Annotated in this window: 16 protein-coding genes; 10 read left to right on the top strand and 6 right to left on the bottom strand. The window is 68.3% G+C overall.

Annotated features, from left to right (window positions below):
- Nucleotides 1-113: 113 nt before the first annotated feature.
- Together NQ034_RS01780 and NQ034_RS01775 are read right to left on the bottom strand one after the other, a co-directional pair.
- Entirely contained in the window at nucleotides 114-866 is a 753-nt protein-coding gene (locus NQ034_RS01780; protein ID WP_257046687.1) for an RES family NAD+ phosphorylase, read from the bottom strand.
- Entirely contained in the window at nucleotides 863-1,504 is a 642-nt protein-coding gene (locus NQ034_RS01775) for a hypothetical protein (protein ID WP_257046686.1), read from the bottom strand. Before NQ034_RS01775 ends, NQ034_RS01780 begins: the two co-directional genes overlap by 4 nt.
- Nucleotides 1,505-1,685: 181 nt before the next feature.
- On the opposite strand from NQ034_RS01775, the gene NQ034_RS01770 reads away from it, so the two are divergent.
- Entirely contained in the window at nucleotides 1,686-2,204 is a 519-nt protein-coding gene (locus NQ034_RS01770) for a GNAT family N-acetyltransferase (protein ID WP_257046684.1), read from the top strand.
- Nucleotides 2,205-2,230: 26 nt separating this feature from the next.
- Here the strand turns inward: NQ034_RS01770 and NQ034_RS01765 are convergent, their stop codons facing one another.
- From NQ034_RS01765 to NQ034_RS01755, 3 genes are read right to left on the bottom strand one after another with little or no spacing between them, the layout of a single operon-like run.
- Nucleotides 2,231-3,091 carry a PhzF family phenazine biosynthesis protein gene (locus NQ034_RS01765; protein WP_257046683.1) on the bottom strand — a complete coding sequence of 287 codons (861 nt, stop codon included), beginning with the start codon at nucleotides 3,089-3,091 and terminating at the stop codon, nucleotides 2,231-2,233.
- Between the two features lie 22 nt (nucleotides 3,092-3,113).
- Entirely contained in the window at nucleotides 3,114-3,965 is an 852-nt protein-coding gene (thiD, locus tag NQ034_RS01760; protein WP_257046682.1) for a bifunctional hydroxymethylpyrimidine kinase/phosphomethylpyrimidine kinase, read from the bottom strand.
- Nucleotides 3,966-3,986: 21 nt separating this feature from the next.
- Entirely contained in the window at nucleotides 3,987-4,454 is a 468-nt protein-coding gene (locus NQ034_RS01755; RefSeq protein ID WP_257046681.1) for a tRNA (cytidine(34)-2'-O)-methyltransferase, read from the bottom strand.
- 111 nt (nucleotides 4,455-4,565) lie between these two features.
- Here NQ034_RS01755 and imuA' point away from each other — a divergent pair, with 111 nt between their 5' ends.
- The 9 genes from imuA' (at nucleotide 4,566) to NQ034_RS01710 (ending at nucleotide 17,625) form a co-directional block, all read left to right on the top strand.
- The gene (imuA', locus tag NQ034_RS01750) at nucleotides 4,566-5,285 is read left to right on the top strand and encodes a DnaE2-dependent mutagenesis accessory factor ImuA' (protein WP_257046680.1); all 720 of its coding nucleotides are present in this window, start codon (nucleotides 4,566-4,568) and stop codon (nucleotides 5,283-5,285) included.
- Nucleotides 5,275-6,894 (top strand): DNA polymerase Y family protein, encoded by a 1,620-nt coding sequence (locus tag NQ034_RS01745; protein WP_257046679.1) that lies wholly within the window; start codon nucleotides 5,275-5,277, stop codon nucleotides 6,892-6,894. Before imuA' ends, NQ034_RS01745 begins: the two co-directional genes overlap by 11 nt.
- A complete protein-coding gene (locus NQ034_RS01740) occupies nucleotides 6,891-10,211 on the top strand; it encodes an error-prone DNA polymerase (RefSeq protein WP_257046678.1) in 3,321 nt (1,106 codons plus the stop codon). Before NQ034_RS01745 ends, NQ034_RS01740 begins: the two co-directional genes overlap by 4 nt.
- Before the next feature lie 30 nt (nucleotides 10,212-10,241).
- Complete coding sequence (locus NQ034_RS01735; protein ID WP_257046677.1) at nucleotides 10,242-11,702, top strand: peptide MFS transporter; 1,461 nt, start codon at nucleotides 10,242-10,244, stop codon at nucleotides 11,700-11,702.
- Nucleotides 11,703-11,787: 85 nt separating this feature from the next.
- On the top strand, nucleotides 11,788-13,344 hold the full coding sequence (locus NQ034_RS01730; RefSeq protein WP_257046676.1) for an AlkA N-terminal domain-containing protein: 1,557 nt from the start codon (nucleotides 11,788-11,790) through the stop codon (nucleotides 13,342-13,344).
- Entirely contained in the window at nucleotides 13,341-13,958 is a 618-nt protein-coding gene (locus NQ034_RS01725; RefSeq protein WP_257046675.1) for a methylated-DNA--[protein]-cysteine S-methyltransferase, read from the top strand. Before NQ034_RS01730 ends, NQ034_RS01725 begins: the two co-directional genes overlap by 4 nt.
- Nucleotides 13,959-14,005: 47 nt before the next feature.
- The gene (locus NQ034_RS01720) at nucleotides 14,006-15,358 is read left to right on the top strand and encodes a bifunctional o-acetylhomoserine/o-acetylserine sulfhydrylase (protein ID WP_257046674.1); all 1,353 of its coding nucleotides are present in this window, start codon (nucleotides 14,006-14,008) and stop codon (nucleotides 15,356-15,358) included.
- Between the two features lie 136 nt (nucleotides 15,359-15,494).
- A complete protein-coding gene (gene metX / locus NQ034_RS01715) occupies nucleotides 15,495-16,613 on the top strand; it encodes a homoserine O-acetyltransferase MetX (protein WP_257046673.1) in 1,119 nt (372 codons plus the stop codon).
- Nucleotides 16,614-16,731: 118 nt separating this feature from the next.
- Nucleotides 16,732-17,625 carry a glutamate ABC transporter substrate-binding protein gene (locus NQ034_RS01710; RefSeq protein WP_257046672.1) on the top strand — a complete coding sequence of 298 codons (894 nt, stop codon included), beginning with the start codon at nucleotides 16,732-16,734 and terminating at the stop codon, nucleotides 17,623-17,625.
- A gap of 41 nt (nucleotides 17,626-17,666) precedes the next feature.
- Here NQ034_RS01710 and NQ034_RS01705 read toward each other — a convergent pair whose 3' ends face one another.
- On the bottom strand, nucleotides 17,667-18,305 hold the full coding sequence (locus NQ034_RS01705) for a PepSY domain-containing protein (RefSeq protein ID WP_257046671.1): 639 nt from the start codon (nucleotides 18,303-18,305) through the stop codon (nucleotides 17,667-17,669).
- Between the last annotated feature and the right edge of the window lie 13 nt (nucleotides 18,306-18,318).

The raw sequence follows: 18,318 nt of genomic DNA, 5'->3' as shown, positions 1-18,318 counted from the left end.
TTTCGTCAATGTCAATGATGCTTTACACAAAAAAGTAAAGCATCATTGACATATGATGTCAAGAGTTTTTGACATTCACACGAGGTTCCATTCGGCCGGCCGTTGCACGCCCCCTACTGGTCGAGTTCCTCGGAGGTCTCGATGTCGACGGACAGGGCATCGGCCAGGCGATCGAGCAGGAGCCGGCCGGTGCCCTCGAGTAGGGCACCGGAAGCACTGCGGCTGGCGGCCAGATCCCAGACCCCGCGGCCCATCGCGATCCGGTCGGCGAAGAGCACGACGACCTCCCGGGCGGGGGTGCCTGCCAGTTCGGCCTGCCGGGAATGCCAGACGATCCCCTGGAGTGCGGTTCCACCCTGACCCTGGGTATGGATCTCCCGCGCCACTGTGCGGGTACAGGGATAGTGTTCCGGATCACTGGAGGCGATGCCGGAGCGCTTCACCCCCAACTCCACCAGACGCTGATCGCGCAGATCGGCCAGCCGCAGCTGATGCGGAGTCCGGATACGGGCATGGAGTTTGCCCAACAGGGTCCTTTCGTCCACGATGCGCGGATGGGCCTGCGCGACATTGTGCAGACTGGTCTCCAAAAGAGCTGACTCCAGGTCCTCGGCGAGGTAGAGCGTGGGCACGCGCGCCCCGGTGCGCACGGCGTCGAAGGGCGCGAAGCGAGTATCGCCATAGCCGGGGTTGGCCTGGAAATACCCGTCCTGCGCATCATAGACGCGGTACCATTCCCGCCCGGCAGGGAACTGGGCCACCGGCATCCGCCCCGCCCTCGCACAGTCCACCAGCCGAGTCACTGCGACGGGGCAGCCCTCCGGATCCGGGCAGTCCAGGTCCTGCTCCGGAAACGAGTTCCTCACGCGACCTCGGCGCTGACCGGCCGCTGCGTCAACTCCAGTTCCGCTGCCATCCGGGTCGCGGCCCGCAGTGCCCGCCGGGGATTGTCGCCAACGACTTCCGCGGGGATCCCACCGCTGAGTAGGCCGGACGGGCTGGTCAGCCAGGCCCATAGGGACCAGCCGTTCATCCCGGCGGCCAGCAGGGTGCGCACCAGCGGGGTCATGGATGCTTCGAGGGTCCCATCCGCGGTCAGTTGCAGGGCCGGGATGATCGTCTGCCCGGCGACCTTGAGCGTGAACAGGTCGCCGCGCTCCCGCATCCGGGCGACCCAGGTGCGCGCGGAGCTCTCCCGCGATTGGCGCTTCTGGGCCAGGGACCGGTAGGTCTCATGGTCGTGTTCGAGCAGCAGGGCCTCCCGATTGGCTGCCAGCCGCTGCGCCTGCCGTGCGGTCGCCTCCGGAATCAGGGGGATCGCCGCATCCACCATGGCGCGATTGACGTGGGCATAGAGTGCGGAGCGGGCCCGCAGCTGTTCGCGCCCCGTGGCCTGGAACAGTGCAATGGCCTGCCTGACCTCGTCCTCGCTCAGCCCGGTGACCTCGATATGGTCATCCCCGGCGTGGACGCCGACGTTCTCCGGTACCTGCGTGGTGTTCATGCCCATCACCCCTGTTCGCCTCTTGGTATCGAGTGTAGCAATGTAGCGTCCGTATTCAAGATGCTACATCTGTTCGGTACCGTCTGGGGCGGGTTCCATATGAGCTCCATCATGCAATGTGGCAAGGAGATTGACCAGGGAAAGTACTGGATTCGCACAGAGACGGGCTAGGGTATGGGGCATGACCGAGGAAACGTCTGCACACGAAGAAGTCGCATGGACGATCCGGCATCCGACGCCGGCCGACGCCGACGGGCTGGCCCTCGTCCATGTCACCGGTTGGCGCGAGGCCTATGGTGACCTCCTGCCCGAGCATTTCTACGGCACCCAGGCCATGGTTCAGCGCCGCGCCCTGTGGAGTCGGGGCACCGCACTTCCCGAGTACGTCGCCCGAACCCTGGTCGCCGAGCTCGATGGGGAGATCGTGGGGTTCGCCCTGCGCACCCCGACGCGGGACGAGGACTCACCCGTTCCGGAAGAGCTCGCAGCGATCTACGTCCTGTCCGAGGTCTACGGCACCGGGATCGGGCAGGCGCTGCTCGACGGTGCGCTGGACGGGCGGCCGGCGATGCTGTGGGTCGCCAAGGACAATCCCCGCGCCAGGAGGTTCTACGAGAAGAACGGTTTCCATCCGGACGGCGAGGAGAAGAGCGATCCTGACCTCAAGGGCCTCGTGGAGATCCGCATGGTCCGGCGCTGATCTCCTCCACCGTCGGCCCGTCCTGCCTAGAGTTCGACGGTCCCGGACACGGTCGTCACCGCTCGGCCGCCCACCCAGATCGTCCCATCGGCATCCCGGTCGATCGTCACCCTGCCCGCTCGCCCCAGGCGGGTGCCCTGCGAGACCGTATAGTGCTCCGGTAGCCTGCCCGACGGAACCAGCCACCGGGCGAACCCCGCGCACAGGCTCCCGGTGACAGGGTCCTCGGGAACCCCGCCGTCGGGGAGGAATGCGCGGACCTCCACATCGGCCACGGGCTGACCGGCACCGGTTTCGGCTACCGGGGGATAGGCGCCCAGCACGCCCAGTGCGCTGCCGGCGAAGCGCGCGAAGTCCGGCTCCACATCCAGCACGGTGGCGGCATCGCGCAGCCACAGGCCCAACCAGCCCGGACCATTGTCGATCCACTGGGCGTCCAGGACGTCCTCATCGGCGATACCCAGGACGTCGAGCGCATGCGCCAACTCGGTCCCATTCGGGGAGCCCGTGCGCACGAACCCGGGAGCCGCGAAGGCCAGGGAGCCGTCTGCGGCGATGCGCAGCTCGATCAGCCCCAGGCCGCACTCCTGGATAAGCCCCTGCCGTGTGCCCGCGGCGTTCGCGGCCAGCCAGGCGTGCGCCGAGCCCAGGGTGGGGTGTCCGGCGAAGGGCAGTTCCCCACCCGGGGTGAAGATCCGCAGCCGGTAGTCCGCCCGCGGATCGCCGGCGCGCGACAGGAAGGTCGTCTCCGAGAGGTTGGTCCACCTGGCGAAGGCTGCCATCTGCGCCTCGCTGAGATCATCCGCATCGTGGACGACCGCCACGGGATTGCCGCTGATCGGACCGGAGGCGAAGACGTCGACCTGGGAGAAACGATGAGTGCTCATGGACGCCAGTCTATGTTCGGCCTCACAGTCGGCGGACGCTGATCCGCTCATCGGGCTCGCAGCGGCCGGCGGCCTGGTAGAGGGAGCGGACGCCGGTGGCGTTGTCCAGCGCCCTGGCGATTCCGTGGGCGACCTTCTCCTTGGCGGTGAACACGGCACGGTCCACCGGCAATCCGGTGGCCACACCCGCGGCGATCGCGGAGGCGAAGGAGCAGCCTGCGCCGTTGACCAGGTCGTTGTTGACTTTCGTCGAGGCCAGCACAGTGGCCTCGTGCCCGTCGTAGAAGACGTCGAGGGCCTCTGCCCCGTCCAGGCGGGCGCCGCCCTTGACCACGACGTTGGCCGCGCCCATCGCGTGGATGGCCCGTGCCGCCTCGGCCATCTCCTGCGGGGTGTGCAGCGCATCGGCGCCGGTCAGGGCCGCGGCCTCGTCCAGGTTCGGGGTGATGACGGTGGCAAGCGGCACCAGGTGTTTAACGAACAGGTCGCCCAGATCCACCATGGTGCCGGTGCCCTTGCTGACCAGCACGGGGTCGAACACGAAGGGCAGGGAGCCCGCCCGCCCGCGCCGATCGCGCAGTCGCTCGGCCAGCAGCAGGGCCGATTCCGCCGAGCCCAGCATCCCGGACTTGATGACGTCGAAATCGTGGACGGACAGGGCCGAATCGAGCTGGCGGGCGATCAGGTCCGTGTCGAGGAACTCGATCGCATGCCGGAAGTCCTTGGCGAAGCCCTCTTCCCCGTGGAAGGTGACGATGCAGGTCAGGACGGTCGCGCCGAAGACCCCGTACTCCTCGAACATCTTCAGATCGGCTGCCTGTCCGGCGCCGCCGGTGACGTCGTTTCCTGCAACGGTGAGTGCTTTTCTGGCCATGGGTGCGATTCTACGCCGGGCTCAGAGCCCGCCGGGATATCCCAGCTGCCGCCAGGCCTCGTAGATGCCGATGGCCGCGGAATTGGCCAGGTTGAGTGACCGGCGGGCCGGCAGCATCGGGATACGCACACGCAGGTCCACATGCTCATCGGCCAGCACCTCTTCTGGCAGGCCGGTGGACTCGCGGCCGAACATGAGCACATCGTCGCCGTCGTAGCTCACGTCCTGGAAGTGCTCGGCGACGTGTCCGGTGAAGGCGATGACGCGCCGGTGGCCGAGTTCGGCCCACAGGTGTTCGAGGTCCGGATGCACGGTGACGTGGGCCAGGTCGTGGTAGTCCAGGCCGGCGCGCCGCAGTTTCGCATCGGTCAGGTCGAAGCCCAGGGGCTCGACTAAGTGGAGGTGGGCGCCGGTGACGGCCGCCAGGCGGATGGCGTTGCCGGTGTTGCCGGGGATTTCCGGGGTGTGGAAGACGATCTGCAAAGTCACGGATCAAGTCTAGACGGGCCGTGTCCGTGCCCCGTCCTAGAGTCGGGAACAGAGTAGAACACATATTCGAATCATGTTGATTCATTAGAACAGGAGTTCGATAATAATCCCATGGCAGCACAATCCGCACAGCTGAGAGCACTGAGCAGCCTGCCCGGCATCGGCTACGCCGCAACACTGACCCGGCCGACCTTCCCCGTCACCGGAGTCCTGCAGCGCCTCTTCGCCCACGGCGGCCTGCCGCGCGGCGGCATCCTCACCATCTCGGGCCCGCACGCCCTGCTGCTGGCCCTGGCCACCGCCGCAGGGGCCACGGCACAGGGCACCTGGTGCGCCACCCTCAACATCGGCTCGACCTCCACCCGGACGATCCTGGACCTGGGCATCGACTCGGACCACTTCGTCGACGTGCAGGTGCCGCCGGGCGACTGGCTGCGCGCCACCTCGATCCTCCTGGAGTCCATCGACATCCTCATCACCCGCGTCCCTTTCCACCTGACTGGGGGAGAGGAACAGCGCCTGGCCGCCCGGGTCCGCGAGCGCAGCGCCGGCCTGGTCCTCCTGACACCGGCGCCCGGAACCCACGCCGGCCCGCACCGGCCGGCCCGCCAGGGCGGCAGGCCGGCCGACCGGGATTCCCTGACGGTCTCCGGCTGCCACTGGACGGGTCTGGGGCAGGGCTGCGGCCGCCTGCGCGAGGCCCGAATCACGGTGGACAATCCCACAACGGGCCGGCACTCACTCCTCCTGCCCGACCACCACGGCCGGGCGGGCGCCACCCATGCACCGGAGACGCCACAGCCGGAGCGGAGGCTGCACAGTGTCGACTGACCCGGCAACGCAGGCACCCGCCCAGGCCGGCTCCGCGCCGACCCGCCGCACCCTCGTCCTGACCGTCCCCGACTGGCCGGCCCTGGCCGCCGGCCTGACCCACGGCCTGCCCCCGACGGCCCCCATCGCGGTGCTGGCCGCCGGCCGGATCCACACGGCGAACGCCCCGGCACGCACTGCGGGCGTCCTGCCCGGCATGACGAAACGCGCCGCCCGTGCCCGCCTGCCGCACCTGACGATCCACCCCAGGGACACCGAGGCCGAACACCGGACCTTCGCCACCGCCGTGACCGTGCTCGAAGACCTCGTGGCACGCTTCACCCTGCTGCGCCCCGGCACCATCACCGTCCCCCTGCACGCCCTGCCCCACCACCACTCGGAACCGGACGCATACCCGGACGCACACCCGGGCACGGGGGAGGCCGGCTGGGTCGAACACCTCCTGATCGCGCTGACCGATCGAACCGGCTGGGAGGTCTTCGCCGGCGTGGCCGACTCCACCTTCGCCGCCCTCCTGGCAGCCGAAACCTCACAGCTCGTCCCACCCGGGCACACCGCGGACTTCCTCGCCGGCCAGCCCATCGACGAACTGGCCCGCCTGGAGACGACCCCGCCGACCCTCACCGACACCCTCCACGCCCTGGGCCTGCACACCCTGGGCGCACTCGCCGAACTCCCCGCAGCCCAGGTCTTCGAACGCTTCGCCGCCGCCGGCCTGCGCGCCTGGCACCTGGCCGCCGGCCATGAGGACCGGCTGCCGATCGACCACGCCCGCACCAGAGAACACCACGTCGGCACCCACCTGGAACCGCCGAGCGCGAACACGGACGTGCTCTCCTTCACCGCCCGCACCCTGGCCACGGACTTCCTGACCGACATCCGCGCAACCGGCCACGTCTGCACCCAGATCGGCATCGGCCTGCACACCGTCACCGGAGCACTCCAACAGCGGACCTGGCGGTTGGAGACGATGGACGAGAACACCATCGCCGACCGCATCCGCTGGCAATCCCAATCCCTCCTCACCGATGTGGGAACCACCGACCCCGCACCCGAGGACGCCGATGGCATCACCACCATCGAACTGACGGCCGTCGAACTGTGCGCGCCCCTGGAAACCCAGACCAGCCTGTTCGACACCAGCACCGGCCACGTCTCCAGCACCCTCGAACGCATCCAGGGACTCTTCGGCACCGACGCCGTGCGCACCCCCGGAATCCAAGGTGGCCTGGACGCAGCGGAGACCAACCTGTGGACGCCCTGGCAACAGACACCCGCCGGCCACCGCTCGGCCACCGCGCCCTGGCCCGGCCACCTGCCCACCCCCACACCACTCATGGTCGGCACCACCCCCGTCCACCTGACCGATGCCACCGGCACCCCCGTCACCGCCCGCCCCGACGGCCTGGACACCGCACCCGCCTGGCTGCACACGACCACCGGCCGCCACGCCATCGCAGCCCACTCGGCCCCCTGGCCCGTCGAAGCCCGCTGGTGGGAACCCGCCCCGCTCTACCACGTCCGACTCCAAGTGCTCCTGGACACCGGCGAAGCCCTACTCCTGACCTGCACGGCCGGCACCTGGCACATCACCGGGAGCTGGACATGAGCCGCTTCACCAACCCCGACATACCCTGGCGCGAATTCGAACGCCGACTCTCCCGCACCACCCCCGACCCCGAAGCCACCGGCTCAGACGCACCCACCTTCGCCCGCCCCGACAGACACACCCAACCCATCCGGGAACCGACACCCGCCCGCCCGCCGGCGGACACCGTGCCCTACGCCGAACTGCACGCCCACTCCCAGTTCAGCTTCCTCGATGGCGCCTCCGACCCCGAAGAACTGGCACACACCGCCCACGCCCTGGGCCTGCACGGACTCGCCCTGACCGACCACAACGGCCTCTACGGCGCCGTCCGACTGGCCCAAGCGGCCAAACCCCTGCACCTGCCCACCATCTTCGGCGCAGAACTCTCCCTGGACCTGAAACAGAAGATCCCAGGCCAAGCCGACCCCCAGGCCACCCACCTCCTCGTCCTGGCCCGCGGCGTCACCGGCTACCGCAACCTGTCCACCCAGCTCTCCACCGCCCTGCTGGCCGGAGAGAAGAACCACCCCGTCTACGACCTCGACGCCCTGACCGCAGCCGCCGGAGACTGGTACATACTCACCGGCTGCCGCAAAGGCCACCTGGGCCAAGCGCTCGCGGCCCACCCCGGAGCGGCACCGGGACGCACAGACCCGGCCGGACGGGCCCTGGCCGAACTCGTGGAACGCTTCGGCGAGCGCGTCGTCGTCGAACTGACCCGCGCCGGCCTGCCCACAGACGATGAGCACATCGCCCGGCTGACCGCCCTGGCCCAGGCCTTCGACCTGCCGACGGTGGCGACGAACGCCGTGCACTACGCCACCCGCGCCCGCTTCCACGACGCCCAGGCCCGCGCCGCGATCCGCGCCCGCAGACCCCTAAGCGAACTGGCCGGCCACCTGCCACCGAACGCCTCGGCCCGCCTGCGCGACGGCGCCCGGATGCGCCACCTCTTCGGCCCCGCACCGGTGGCCCACACCGTCACCCTGGCCCGCGAATGCGCCTTCGAACTCTCCGCCGCCCGCGCCGGCCTCCCACACGCCCCCATCCCCGCCGGCACCACCGAACCCGAACGCCTGCGCGCCCTGGTGACAGCCGGCGCCCACCGCCACTACGGCCCCCGCAGCCACCGCCCCGACGCCTGGGCACAACTGGACCGGGAACTCGCCGTCATCGAAACCATGGGCTTCCCCGGCTACTTCCTCATCGTCGAGGACATCGCCCGATTCTGCCGCGACAACGACATCTACTGCCAGGGCAGGGGCTCGGCGGCGAACTCGGCCGTCTGCTACGTCCTGGGCATCACCGCAGTCGACGCCGTGCGCTTCGGACTGCTCTTCGACCGCTTCTTAAGCCCCGAACGCGCCGGCTACCCCGACATCGACCTCGACATCGAATCCGACCGCCGCGAAGAAGTCATCCAATACGTCTACCGCCTCTACGGCCGCGACCACGCCGCCCAAGTCGCCAACGTCATCACCTACCGCGCCAAATCGGCCATCCGCGACGCCGCAGCCGCCCTGGGCCACGACCCCGGCGCCGGGGACGCCTTCACCCGCGCCCTGACCCACCACCGCAGCCTCCCGGCACCAGGCCAGACCCCCATCCCCGCACCCGTCCTGACCCTCGCCGAGAACCTTCTGGACACACCCCGCCACCTGGGCATCCACTCCGGCGGCATGATCCTGGCCGACCGCCCCATCGCCCACACCGTCCCCGTCGAACCCGCCACCATGGAAAACCGCACCGTCATCCAATGGGACAAAGACGACGCCGCCGCCATGAACCTGGTCAAATTCGACCTGCTGGGCCTGGGCATGCTCGGCGCCCTCCACCAGACGATCGACCTGCTGCGCACCCACCGACTCGTCCCCACCGACTTCACCCGCACCGACATCCCCAAAGAAGCCCCAGAGGTCTACGACATGCTGTGCGCCGGCGACGCCATCGGCGTCTTCCAAGTCGAATCCCGCGCCCAACTGGCCACCCTGCCCCGCCTGAAACCCCGCACCCTCTACGACCTCGCCATCCAAGTCGCCCTCATCCGCCCCGGCCCCATCCAAGGCGGCTCCGTCCACCCCTACCTCCGCCGCCGCCAGGGCACCGAAGACATCACCTACCTCCACCCCAGCCTGCGCGGCGCCCTGGAGAAAACCCTGGGCATCCCCCTGTTCCAAGAACAACTCATGCGCATGGCCATCGACACCGCAGGCTTCACCGGAGCCCAAGCCGACGAACTGCGCCGCGCCATGGGCTCCCGCCGCTCCCACACCCGCATGGAAGCCCTGCGCCACGACTTCCACACCGGCGCCGCCACCCGCGGCATCGACCCCGCCACCGCCCAGACCATCTTCGAGAAAATCGCCGCCTTCGCCGACTACGGCTTCCCCGAAAGCCACGCCATCAGCTTCGCCGGCCTCGTCTACGACTCCGCCTGGCTCAAACACCACCACCCAGCCGCCTTCACCGCCGGCCTCCTGCGCAGCCAACCCATGGGCTTCTACTCACCCCAATCACTCATCGCCGACGCCCGCCGCCACGGCGTCACCATCCAACCTGCCGACATCAACGCCTCCACCGCCCGCACCGACATAGAACCCACACCGGCAAACCCCACCGCACCCGCCATCCGCCTCGGCCTCGACCAAATCCGCGGCATCACCACCAGCACCGCAGAACACATCACCACCACCCGCGGCACCCACCCCTACACCAGCCCCGAAAACCTCGCCGAACGCACCGGCCTCGACACAGGCGCGCTCGCCGCCCTCGCCACAGCGGGAACCCTCGACACCCTCGGCCTCGACCGCCGCCAAGCCCTCTGGATCACAGGCTCCCTGACCGGCATCGGCCCCGACACCCTGCCCGGCACCTCACCCATCTACCACACACCCACCCTGCCCACCCTCAGCCACTTCGAAACCACCCTCGCCCAACTGACCACCACCGGCATCACCACCGAGGCCTACCCCACAGAACAACTCCGCACCGCCCTCACCGCCGCCGGCTACGCCTCCACCGCAGACGCCCACCACACACCCGACCACACCCGCATCACCGTCGCAGGCCTCATCACCCACCGCCAACGCCCCGCCACAGCCTCCGGCATCACCTTCATGAACCTCGAAGACGAATACGGAATGCTCAACATCGTGTGCACCCAAGGATTCCTCCACCGCTACGGTCCCATCGCCCTGAACCACAACGCCCTGACCATCACCGGACTCATCCAACGCGCAGACACCGTCGTCAGCCTCTACGCCCACTCCCTGCAACCCCTCCACCTCGACAACACCACACTGACCCTGCCCACCGAATCCCGCGACTTCCAATAACCCACCCCGGCATCCACTAAAATGGACCCGGTGGACACCCCGAACCGAAACCGGCAATCCCAACCCCGCAACTTCTGGAACCTCTCCTTCACAGAAGCCTGGGAACGCTTCAGCTACTACGGCCTCCAAGGTGTCCTCACCTACTACCTCCTCTACAACACCACCGACGGCGGACTCGGCCTGACCAACACCACCGCCGTCAGCATCGTCGGCGCCTACGGCGGCAGCCTCTACCTCGCCCAGCTCCTCGGCGCCTGGCTCGCCGACCGCCTCATCACCGCCCGCCACCTCGTCCTAACCGGCGCCATCATCATCACCAGCGGACACCTCTGCCTGGCCCTCATCCCCGGCATCACCGGCCTCATCACCGGCCTGACCTGCATCGCCATCGGCACCGGACTCCTCAAAACCAACATCACATCCCTCATCGGCGTCCTCTTCACCGGCTGGAACCGCACCCACCGCGACGCAGGATTCTCCTACTACTACCTCGCCATGAACATCGGAGCCATCGCAGGCCCCCTCCTCACCGGCTGGCTCCAAAGCAGCCTCGGCTTCCACTACGCCTTCGGACTCGCCGCCATCGGCATGACCATCGCCCTGACCCAATACTGCATCCGCATGCACACCCTCCCAGCCACAGCCGACACCATCCCCAACCCCATCGACGCCCACGCCCTCCTGCGCCGCGCCGGCATCACCGCCATTGCCGTCTGCCTCATCATCGCCGCCATCGCCTCCGGCATCATCGACGCCAACAACCTCAACTGGGCAGTCGGCGCCGTCATCGCCCTGTGCGTCACCGGCTACTTCACCCTGATGCTGCGCTCGCCGGACATCGACGGGGCCGAACGCACCCGGGTGGCCGGCTACCTGCCACTGTGGCTGGGGGAGACACTGTATTACGGCCTGTGGCTGCAGCTGTTCACCACCGTCCCGCTGATCGTCAGCGAACACGTCGACCTGTCCGTGGGCGGCTGGGACTTCCCCGTGGCCTGGTTCTCCGTGGTCGGCGAGGTCGCACTCGTCCTGGTCATCCCTCTGCTGGCCGGCGCCCGCTGGCGCTCCGGCCGGTTGGGAGCACTGGGGCCGGCGCACAAGTTCACGATCGGCTTCGCGCTCATCGGCGTCGCCTACCTCATGATGTGGCCGGCCGCCGGGGCCGGCGACCACGCGGTGTCCGTGTGGTGGATCCTGCTGTGCCTGATCGTCGCGGGCGTCTCCGAGGCCTTCGTCGGCCCGATCGGCTTCTCCGTCGTCGCCGAGGTCGCCCCGGCCAGGTTCGCCACCCAGCTGGTCGCCCTGAAGATCCTGTGCCTGGGCGCGGGCTCCACCCTCTCCGCCCTGTTCGCGCTGCTCTACACGGCCGTGCCCGCCACCGTGTTCTTCCCCATCATCGGCGCCGTCGCAGCAGCGGCCTGCGCCCTGCTGCTCACCGGGGACAGGCCGTTGCGCCGTCGGCTCTACGCGGGGCTGCGGGCCCGACTCTGAGCCCGGATTCTCACCGAAGTCCCGCTGCCATGTCCGATTCCCGCTAGACAGGACCCGTCCGACGCGTTTGGATAAGGGCATGGACATGACAGGGGAGCAGGACGCGGACAGGCGCTACCGAGCCGTGTCCAGCCGCGATGCCCGGTTCGACGGGCAGTTCTTCTTCGCCGTGACGAGCACGGGGATCTTCTGCCGTCCCTCCTGCCCCGCCCGGACCCCGGCCCGGCAGAACATCCGCTACTTCGCCAGCGCGGCGGCTGCGAGCAGGGCGGGGTTCCGGGCCTGCCGCCGCTGCCTGCCCGAGACCGTCCCCGGCCCGCCCACGGACCCCGCACAGGTGGCGGGCCGGGCCCTGCGGCTGATCGACGACGGCTACGTCGACCGCCACTCCGTGCCCCGGCTGGCGGCGGAACTCGGCTACACTCCCCGCCACCTGGGCCGGATCCTCGAAACCGCATACGGGGCCTCGGCTCTGGACCTGGCCCGTGTCCGGCGCGCCCAGCTGGCCCGCGAACTGCTCCTCGGCACACGGCTGCGCAGCGCCGATATCGCATATGCGGCCGGGTTCGGCTCCATCCGGCAGTTCAACGACACGATCCGCGCCGTCTTCGACCTGACCCCCACCCAGCTGCGCGAGCGCGCTCACCGGTCAGCCACCCGTACCCGCGGTGAGAATCCGGATCCACTGGTGGACCCGAACGGTGGCGGGCCGGCGGGACTGCGATTACAGGTGGACCTGCCCCTGCGCCCGCCCTATGACGCCCCCGGCATCATGGACTTCCTCGAACACCGGACGATTGCCGGGGTGGAGGCCATCGACCGGTCAGCGGACCGACTGCGCTACAGCAGGACTCTGCTGTTACCCGGCGGCCCCGGGGCGATCCGCGTCGAATTCGCCCGGGCCTCGGCCACCCCCGGCCATTGGCGGGCGGCGGCCGAGCTCGAGCTCCCGCGCCTGGCTGACCTGGGACCGGCCACAGCGCGCATCCGCCGGCTGTTCGACCTCGACGCGGACGCTCCCGCGATCGACGCCGCCCTAGGACGGGGGCCGCTGGCTGCACAGGTGGTGGCGCGGCCCGGCATCCGCATCCCCGGGGCCGTCGATCCCATGGAGATCACGGCCAGGGCCATTGTGGGCCAGCAGATCTCCGTGGCAGCGGCGGCCGGCCATCTGAGCAGGCTGACCACCGTACTGGGCGAGCCGTATACCGGTGGGTTTCCGGAACTGAGCGCCTACTTCCCGAGTGCCGCGGCCCTGGCCAGCGGGCTGCCGGAAGCCGTGCCGGGACACCCGGACCCCGACCGGCCCCTGCGGCTGCCCGCCCGCCCGATTAACACCCTGCGCCGGCTGGCCTGCGCACTGTCCACCGGGGCACTGCCCACGGAGGGCCGGGCCCCGGACCAGCTGCGGGACGAGCTACTGGCCCATTCCGGAATCGGGGAATGGACCACGGAGTACATCGTCATGCGGCTCACGGGAGATCCCGACGCCTGGCCGGTCGGCGACCTGCACCTGCGCGGGATCGACCCGAGGGGATTCGCCCCCTGGCGGTCCTACGCGGCGCTGCACATCTGGCAGCGGGCAGCAGCCGGACCGGGGAGGAGCCCCCGGCGATCAGCACCATCGAAGAAGGACGAATGAGCATGAGGACACCACAGCACCACCAGGCGGACAACGTCCGCAGCCGTACCGTTCCCACCCCCGACGGGCCGTTCACGATCGTGGCCGGGCCCCATGCGGTCCTGGCCTCGGGCTGGACCACAAACCCCGGGCAGCTGGTGGAACTCATCCACCCCAGCCTGCGACCGCAGACCGTGGTGGAGACAACGAAGGCCGGAGAAGCGCCGGGCACCGGAGCAACCGACCCGAGCCCGGACCTGGGCCAGACCGAGGTGCTCGACCACGCGGTACGGGCCGTTGCGGCCTACTATGCCGGTGATCTGGCCGCCCCCGCGCGCATCCCCGTCGAGCAGGCATCGGGTCCCTTCCGCGAGGCGGCCTGGCAGGCCCTGCGCCTGATCGCGCCGGGGCATCCGCTGAGCTATGCGGAGTTCGCCGCGGCCGCCGGGCGGCCCACCGCGATCCGGGCGGCCGCCTCGGCGTGTGCGAAGAACGCGGCAGCGTTGTTCGTGCCATGCCATCGCGTGCTGCGCACCGGCGGCCAGGTGGGCCAGTTCCGCTGGGGTCCCGAGCTCAAACGCTCGCTGCTGACCAGGGAGGCCGACACCCCGATGACGAAAGATGACGCAGTGTGACCTTCAGATGACGCCGTACACCGGGTCGGAGGCGGTGTGCCCCTAGATTGGTCCGCAGCAGTCAGCAGTCCACCCGAGGAGCACACGCCATGGCCGAACAGTCCTTCGAAACCCGCCAGGTCCACGCCGGACAGATCGTCGACAGCCAGACCGGCGCCCGCGCGCTGCCGATCTACCAGACCACCTCTTTCGTCTTCCCCGACGCCAAGGCGGCGGCGGACCGTTTCGCCCTGGCGGAGCTCGGCCCGATCTACACCCGCCTGGGCAACCCGACGATCGAAGCCGTGGAGGACCGGATCGCCAGCCTCGAGGGTGGCGTGGGAGCGGTCTTCGTGGCCTCGGGCCAGGCAGCCGAGTTCTACTCCATCATCAACATCGTCGAGGCCGGCGGCCACGTCGTCTCCAGCCCGAGCCTGTACGGCGGCACCTACAACATGCTGGGCGTTACGTTGAAGAAGTTCGGCATCGACGTCACCTTCGTACAGAATCCAGATGACCTGGACGAATGGCGGGCGGCCGTCAAACCCAACACCCGCGCGTTCTTCGGCGAGGTCGTGTCCAACCCGCGCTCCGATGTGCTCGACCTCGCCGGCGTCTCTTCCGTCGCACACGAGGCGGGCGTCCCGCTCATCGTGGACAACACGCTGGCCACTCCGTATCTCATCCGCCCCCTGGAGCACGGCGCCGACGTCGTGGTCCATTCGGCCACGAAGTACCTGGGCGGCCACGGCACCGCGATCGGCGGGGTGATCGTGGACGGTGGTACGTTCGACTACACGCGCGAGCCGGAGAAGTTCCCCGGCTTCAACGAGCCCGATCCCAGCTACAACGGTCTGGTGTTCGGTCGCGATCTGGGGCCGGATTCCGACTTCGGCGCGAATGTGTCGTACTTCCTCAAGATCCGTGTCCAGCTGCTGCGCGATCTGGGCGCCGCGGCCTCGCCGTTCAACGCCTTCCTCATCAGCCAGGGCCTGGAGACGCTGAGCCTGCGCGTGGAGCGCCACGTGTCCAACGCGCAGCGCGTCGCCGAATTCCTCGAAAACCACCCACAGGTGCAGAAGGTCAACTACGCGGGCCTGCAGTCCAGCCCCTGGTACGAACGCGGGCGGGAACTTTCGGAAGGCCGCGGGGTGGGCTCCGTGCTCAGCTTCGACATCGCAGGCGGCTATGACGCGGCCGTCGCATTCGTCGATGCGCTGCAACTGCACTCCAACGTCGCCAACATCGGCGATGCCAAGTCGCTCGTCATCCATCCGGCGTCCACGACGCACTCGCAGCTGAGCCCCGAGGAACAGGCACAGTCGGCGGTGAATCCGGCGCTGGTACGCCTGTCGGTGGGCATCGAGGGAATCGAGGACATCCTGGCCGACCTGGAGGTGGGCTTCGCGGCAGCGAAGTGATGAACCCAGGGCGGCAGCGAAGTGATGGATTCCATACTCCGGCGGGGCAATAAGTCGAATTAAGTACTTCGGCGGGGTCTACCGCGGTTCCCTGTGCGACAGTGTTCGGGAACCGTCCATTTCGACCGGAGGAATCATGGTAGTCGCAGCGCAGAGAGCCGTTCTGGACCTGGAGGATGTCGGGTTGGACTGCGGTGCGATGCTGCCGGAGGTTCGCATCGCCTATGAGACCTTCGGCACTCTCAACGCCGATGCCTCGAACGCGATTCTGATCGAACACGCCCTGACGGGGGACTCCCATGTCACCTCCGGGGTCAGCGACGCGAACGCCAATGAGAACTCCACGTCCTTCGCCCCTGGGTGGTGGGAGGCGCTGGTGGGTCCCGGCAGGGCAATCGACACGAATCGGTATTTCGTGGTGTGTTCGAATGCGCTCGGCGGTTGTACCGGGAGCACCGGACCCACGTCCTTCGCCCCCGACGGGCTGCCCTACGGAGGGCGCTTCCCCTCGGTCAGCGTGCGCGATCAGGCCAGGGTCGAACTGGCTCTGTCCGATCACCTCGGCATCGGTGTCTGGGACACCGTCATCGGCGGCTCCATGGGAGGGGCGAGGGCACTCGAGTTCATTCTCCTGGCGCCGCAGCGGGTGCGCCGGGCCGCTATCCTGGCCGCACCCGCGTACTCCTTGGCCGACCAGATCGCCTGGGCCCACGCCCAGGTGCAGGCGATCCAGCTGGATCCCGATTACTGCGGTGGCGACTATCTGGCGTTGGGGCGGTTCCCCAAGGCGGGGCTGGGATTGGCCAGGCAGATAGCGCATCTGACGTACCGGGCGGATGCCGAGCTCAACGAGCGCTTCGAACGCAACCTGCAGGAGACCACGGACGTCCCGGTCTACGGTAAGGACGCCTACTATTCGATCCAGTCCTATCTGGATCACCAGGCCCGCAAACTGGTGGGCCGCTTCGATGCGCAGGCGTATATCGTGCTCACGAACGCTCTGCGCGATCATGACATCCGTCGGGGTCGAGGTGACGGCAGCCTGCGTTCGGCACTGGCCGGCGCCACGCAGGACTTCCTCGTCCTGTCGATGTCGACGGATCGCCTGTACCCGCCTCAGCAGGTGCTCGAACTGGCGCAGGCCCTGCCCGGTCGGGTCGACTATGCGACTATCCCCACCCGGGCCGGCCACGACGGATTCCTGACCGAGGCCAAGCAGGTCGGGGAGCGGTTGCGGGACTTCTTGGGCCAATAGGATCCGTCGCCCCGGCCTTGCGGGTCGACTCCGCTGGGCCGCCTCCAGTGGCGCTGTGACTCCGACCATAGTAGTGTGAGTCAGGTAACTCCCACGTTCCCCACGCCAAGGAGCACTGATGAAACGCCATTTCCTCCCCGTCCTCGCATTGAGTGCTGCCGCACTGCTCGGACTCTCGGCCTGTGGCCAGTCGGGCACGCCGGAGGCCGGCGGTGACTCAGCAGCCGCGCCGGAATACGAGGTAGCCCAGGACGTCGACGTTTCCGGCTCTCCGGTCCTGGAGAAGGCCAAGAAGGCCGGCAAGATCAACATCGGCGTGAAGTTCGACCAGCCCGGCCTGGGCAATATGCCCGTGGGCAAAGACAAGCCGGAGGGCTTCGACGTCGAAATCGCCAAGATGATCGCCGCGAAGCTGGGATTCTCCACCGATCAGATCAACTGGACGGAGACGGTCTCGGCCAATCGGGAGCCCTTCATCCAGAACGGCAAGATCGACATGCTGGTGGCAACCTATACGATCAATCCCGAGCGCAAGAAGGTCGTCGACTTCGCCGGCCCCTACTATGTCACCGGCCAGGGCTTCCTGGTGCCCGCAGACAATGAGGACATCAAGGGACCCGACGATGTGACTGGCAAGAAGATCTGTTCGGTCGACGGTTCGAACTCCGCACAGCAGATCAAGGAGAAGAACCCGAAGGTCAACCTGGTCACCTACGACACCTATTCGAAGTGCGTGACCGACCTGGAGAGCGGTTCGGTGGAGGCCGTGACGACCGATGACGCGATTCTGCGCGGCTATGCGGCCCAGTACGACGGGAAGTTCAAGACGACCTCAGATCTGTTCACCGAGGAGCCCTATGGCATCGCGATGAAACACGGCGACACGACCATGCGCAAGGCCGTGAACAAGGCGCTGCAGGAATCCGAGGACAAGGGCGACTGGAAGAAGGGCTTCGAGCACACGCTGGGCGATTCCTCCCAGGTCCAGATTCCCTCCATCGAGGAATACTGAATCGCGGGGTATCCGGCATCGCGCGATCCGGCTGGGACGGGTCAGTCCCTGACCTTGCCGGAGTGCGCGTCGACCGCCACACTGTGCACGGCGCCGTCCTGGTCGAGTTCGAAAGTGTAGGTGGGGGAATCTTCGGTGCTGAGATCCCAGCGGATCAGGCTGCCGTCGGTCTGCGAGGTGGCAGCGTGCAGGGCTTTATCGTAGGACACGGTCTTGGAGTCGTCGACCGTGCCCACCTTCTCCTTCTTGCCCAGCTGCTGGGAACCGTGATCGAGCGCCTTCGCGGAGATCGCGTCGATCACCGCCTGTGATTGCAGACGGCCATTGACGGTGCGCACCTGGTAGGCCCAGGTGCGGTACAAGCGGTCATAGGACAGTTTCATCTCCTGCAGCTCGCCGCCGCCGGAGTATTCCCTAGCGGCGGCAACGGCCTGCTCGGGGTCGACGGGGACGGGCTTATCGGCGATGTTCGTGGATTTCCCGAAATCCTTGTGCTGGGCCTTCGGTGCGGCCGCCTTCGGCTTCTCCGCCGGCGCCGAGGCCTGCGCGGCTTGGTCGGAGGCCCCGGCTTCCTGCCCGGGGCCGTTCTGGTCGCCGGCAGGGGAGCAGGCGGCCAGAGCGCCCAGGGAACCTGCGGAAAGAACGGCTATGGCAGCAAGTCGAGTTGTCTTGGATAACATGCGGCCACGCTAA

The organism is Brevibacterium moorei (assembly GCF_024580735.1).
GTDB classification, from domain to species: Bacteria; Actinomycetota; Actinomycetes; order Actinomycetales; family Brevibacteriaceae; genus Brevibacterium; species Brevibacterium moorei.
This window is presented reverse-complemented; position numbering and strand designations above follow the sequence as displayed.

Bases quoted from the DNA above. Each gene is read 5' to 3' on its own strand.
- NQ034_RS01775 (WP_257046686.1), bottom strand. From the start codon at position 1,504: ATGAACACCACGCAGGTACCGGAGAACGTCGGCGTCCACGCCGGGGAT.
- NQ034_RS01725 (WP_257046675.1), top strand. From the start codon at position 13,341: ATGAGCATGAGGACACCACAGCACCACCAGGCGGACAACGTCCGCAGC.
- metX (WP_257046673.1), top strand. From the start codon at position 15,495: ATGGTAGTCGCAGCGCAGAGAGCCGTTCTGGACCTGGAGGATGTCGGG.
- NQ034_RS01705 (WP_257046671.1), bottom strand. From the start codon at position 18,305: ATGTTATCCAAGACAACTCGACTTGCTGCCATAGCCGTTCTTTCCGCA.
- NQ034_RS01770 (WP_257046684.1), top strand. From the start codon at position 1,686: ATGACCGAGGAAACGTCTGCACACGAAGAAGTCGCATGGACGATCCGG.
- NQ034_RS01740 (WP_257046678.1), top strand. From the start codon at position 6,891: ATGAGCCGCTTCACCAACCCCGACATACCCTGGCGCGAATTCGAACGC.
- NQ034_RS01730 (WP_257046676.1), top strand. From the start codon at position 11,788: ATGACAGGGGAGCAGGACGCGGACAGGCGCTACCGAGCCGTGTCCAGC.
- thiD (WP_257046682.1), bottom strand. From the start codon at position 3,965: ATGGCCAGAAAAGCACTCACCGTTGCAGGAAACGACGTCACCGGCGGC.
- NQ034_RS01765 (WP_257046683.1), bottom strand. From the start codon at position 3,091: ATGAGCACTCATCGTTTCTCCCAGGTCGACGTCTTCGCCTCCGGTCCG.
- imuA' (WP_257046680.1), top strand. From the start codon at position 4,566: ATGGCAGCACAATCCGCACAGCTGAGAGCACTGAGCAGCCTGCCCGGC.
- NQ034_RS01710 (WP_257046672.1), top strand. From the start codon at position 16,732: ATGAAACGCCATTTCCTCCCCGTCCTCGCATTGAGTGCTGCCGCACTG.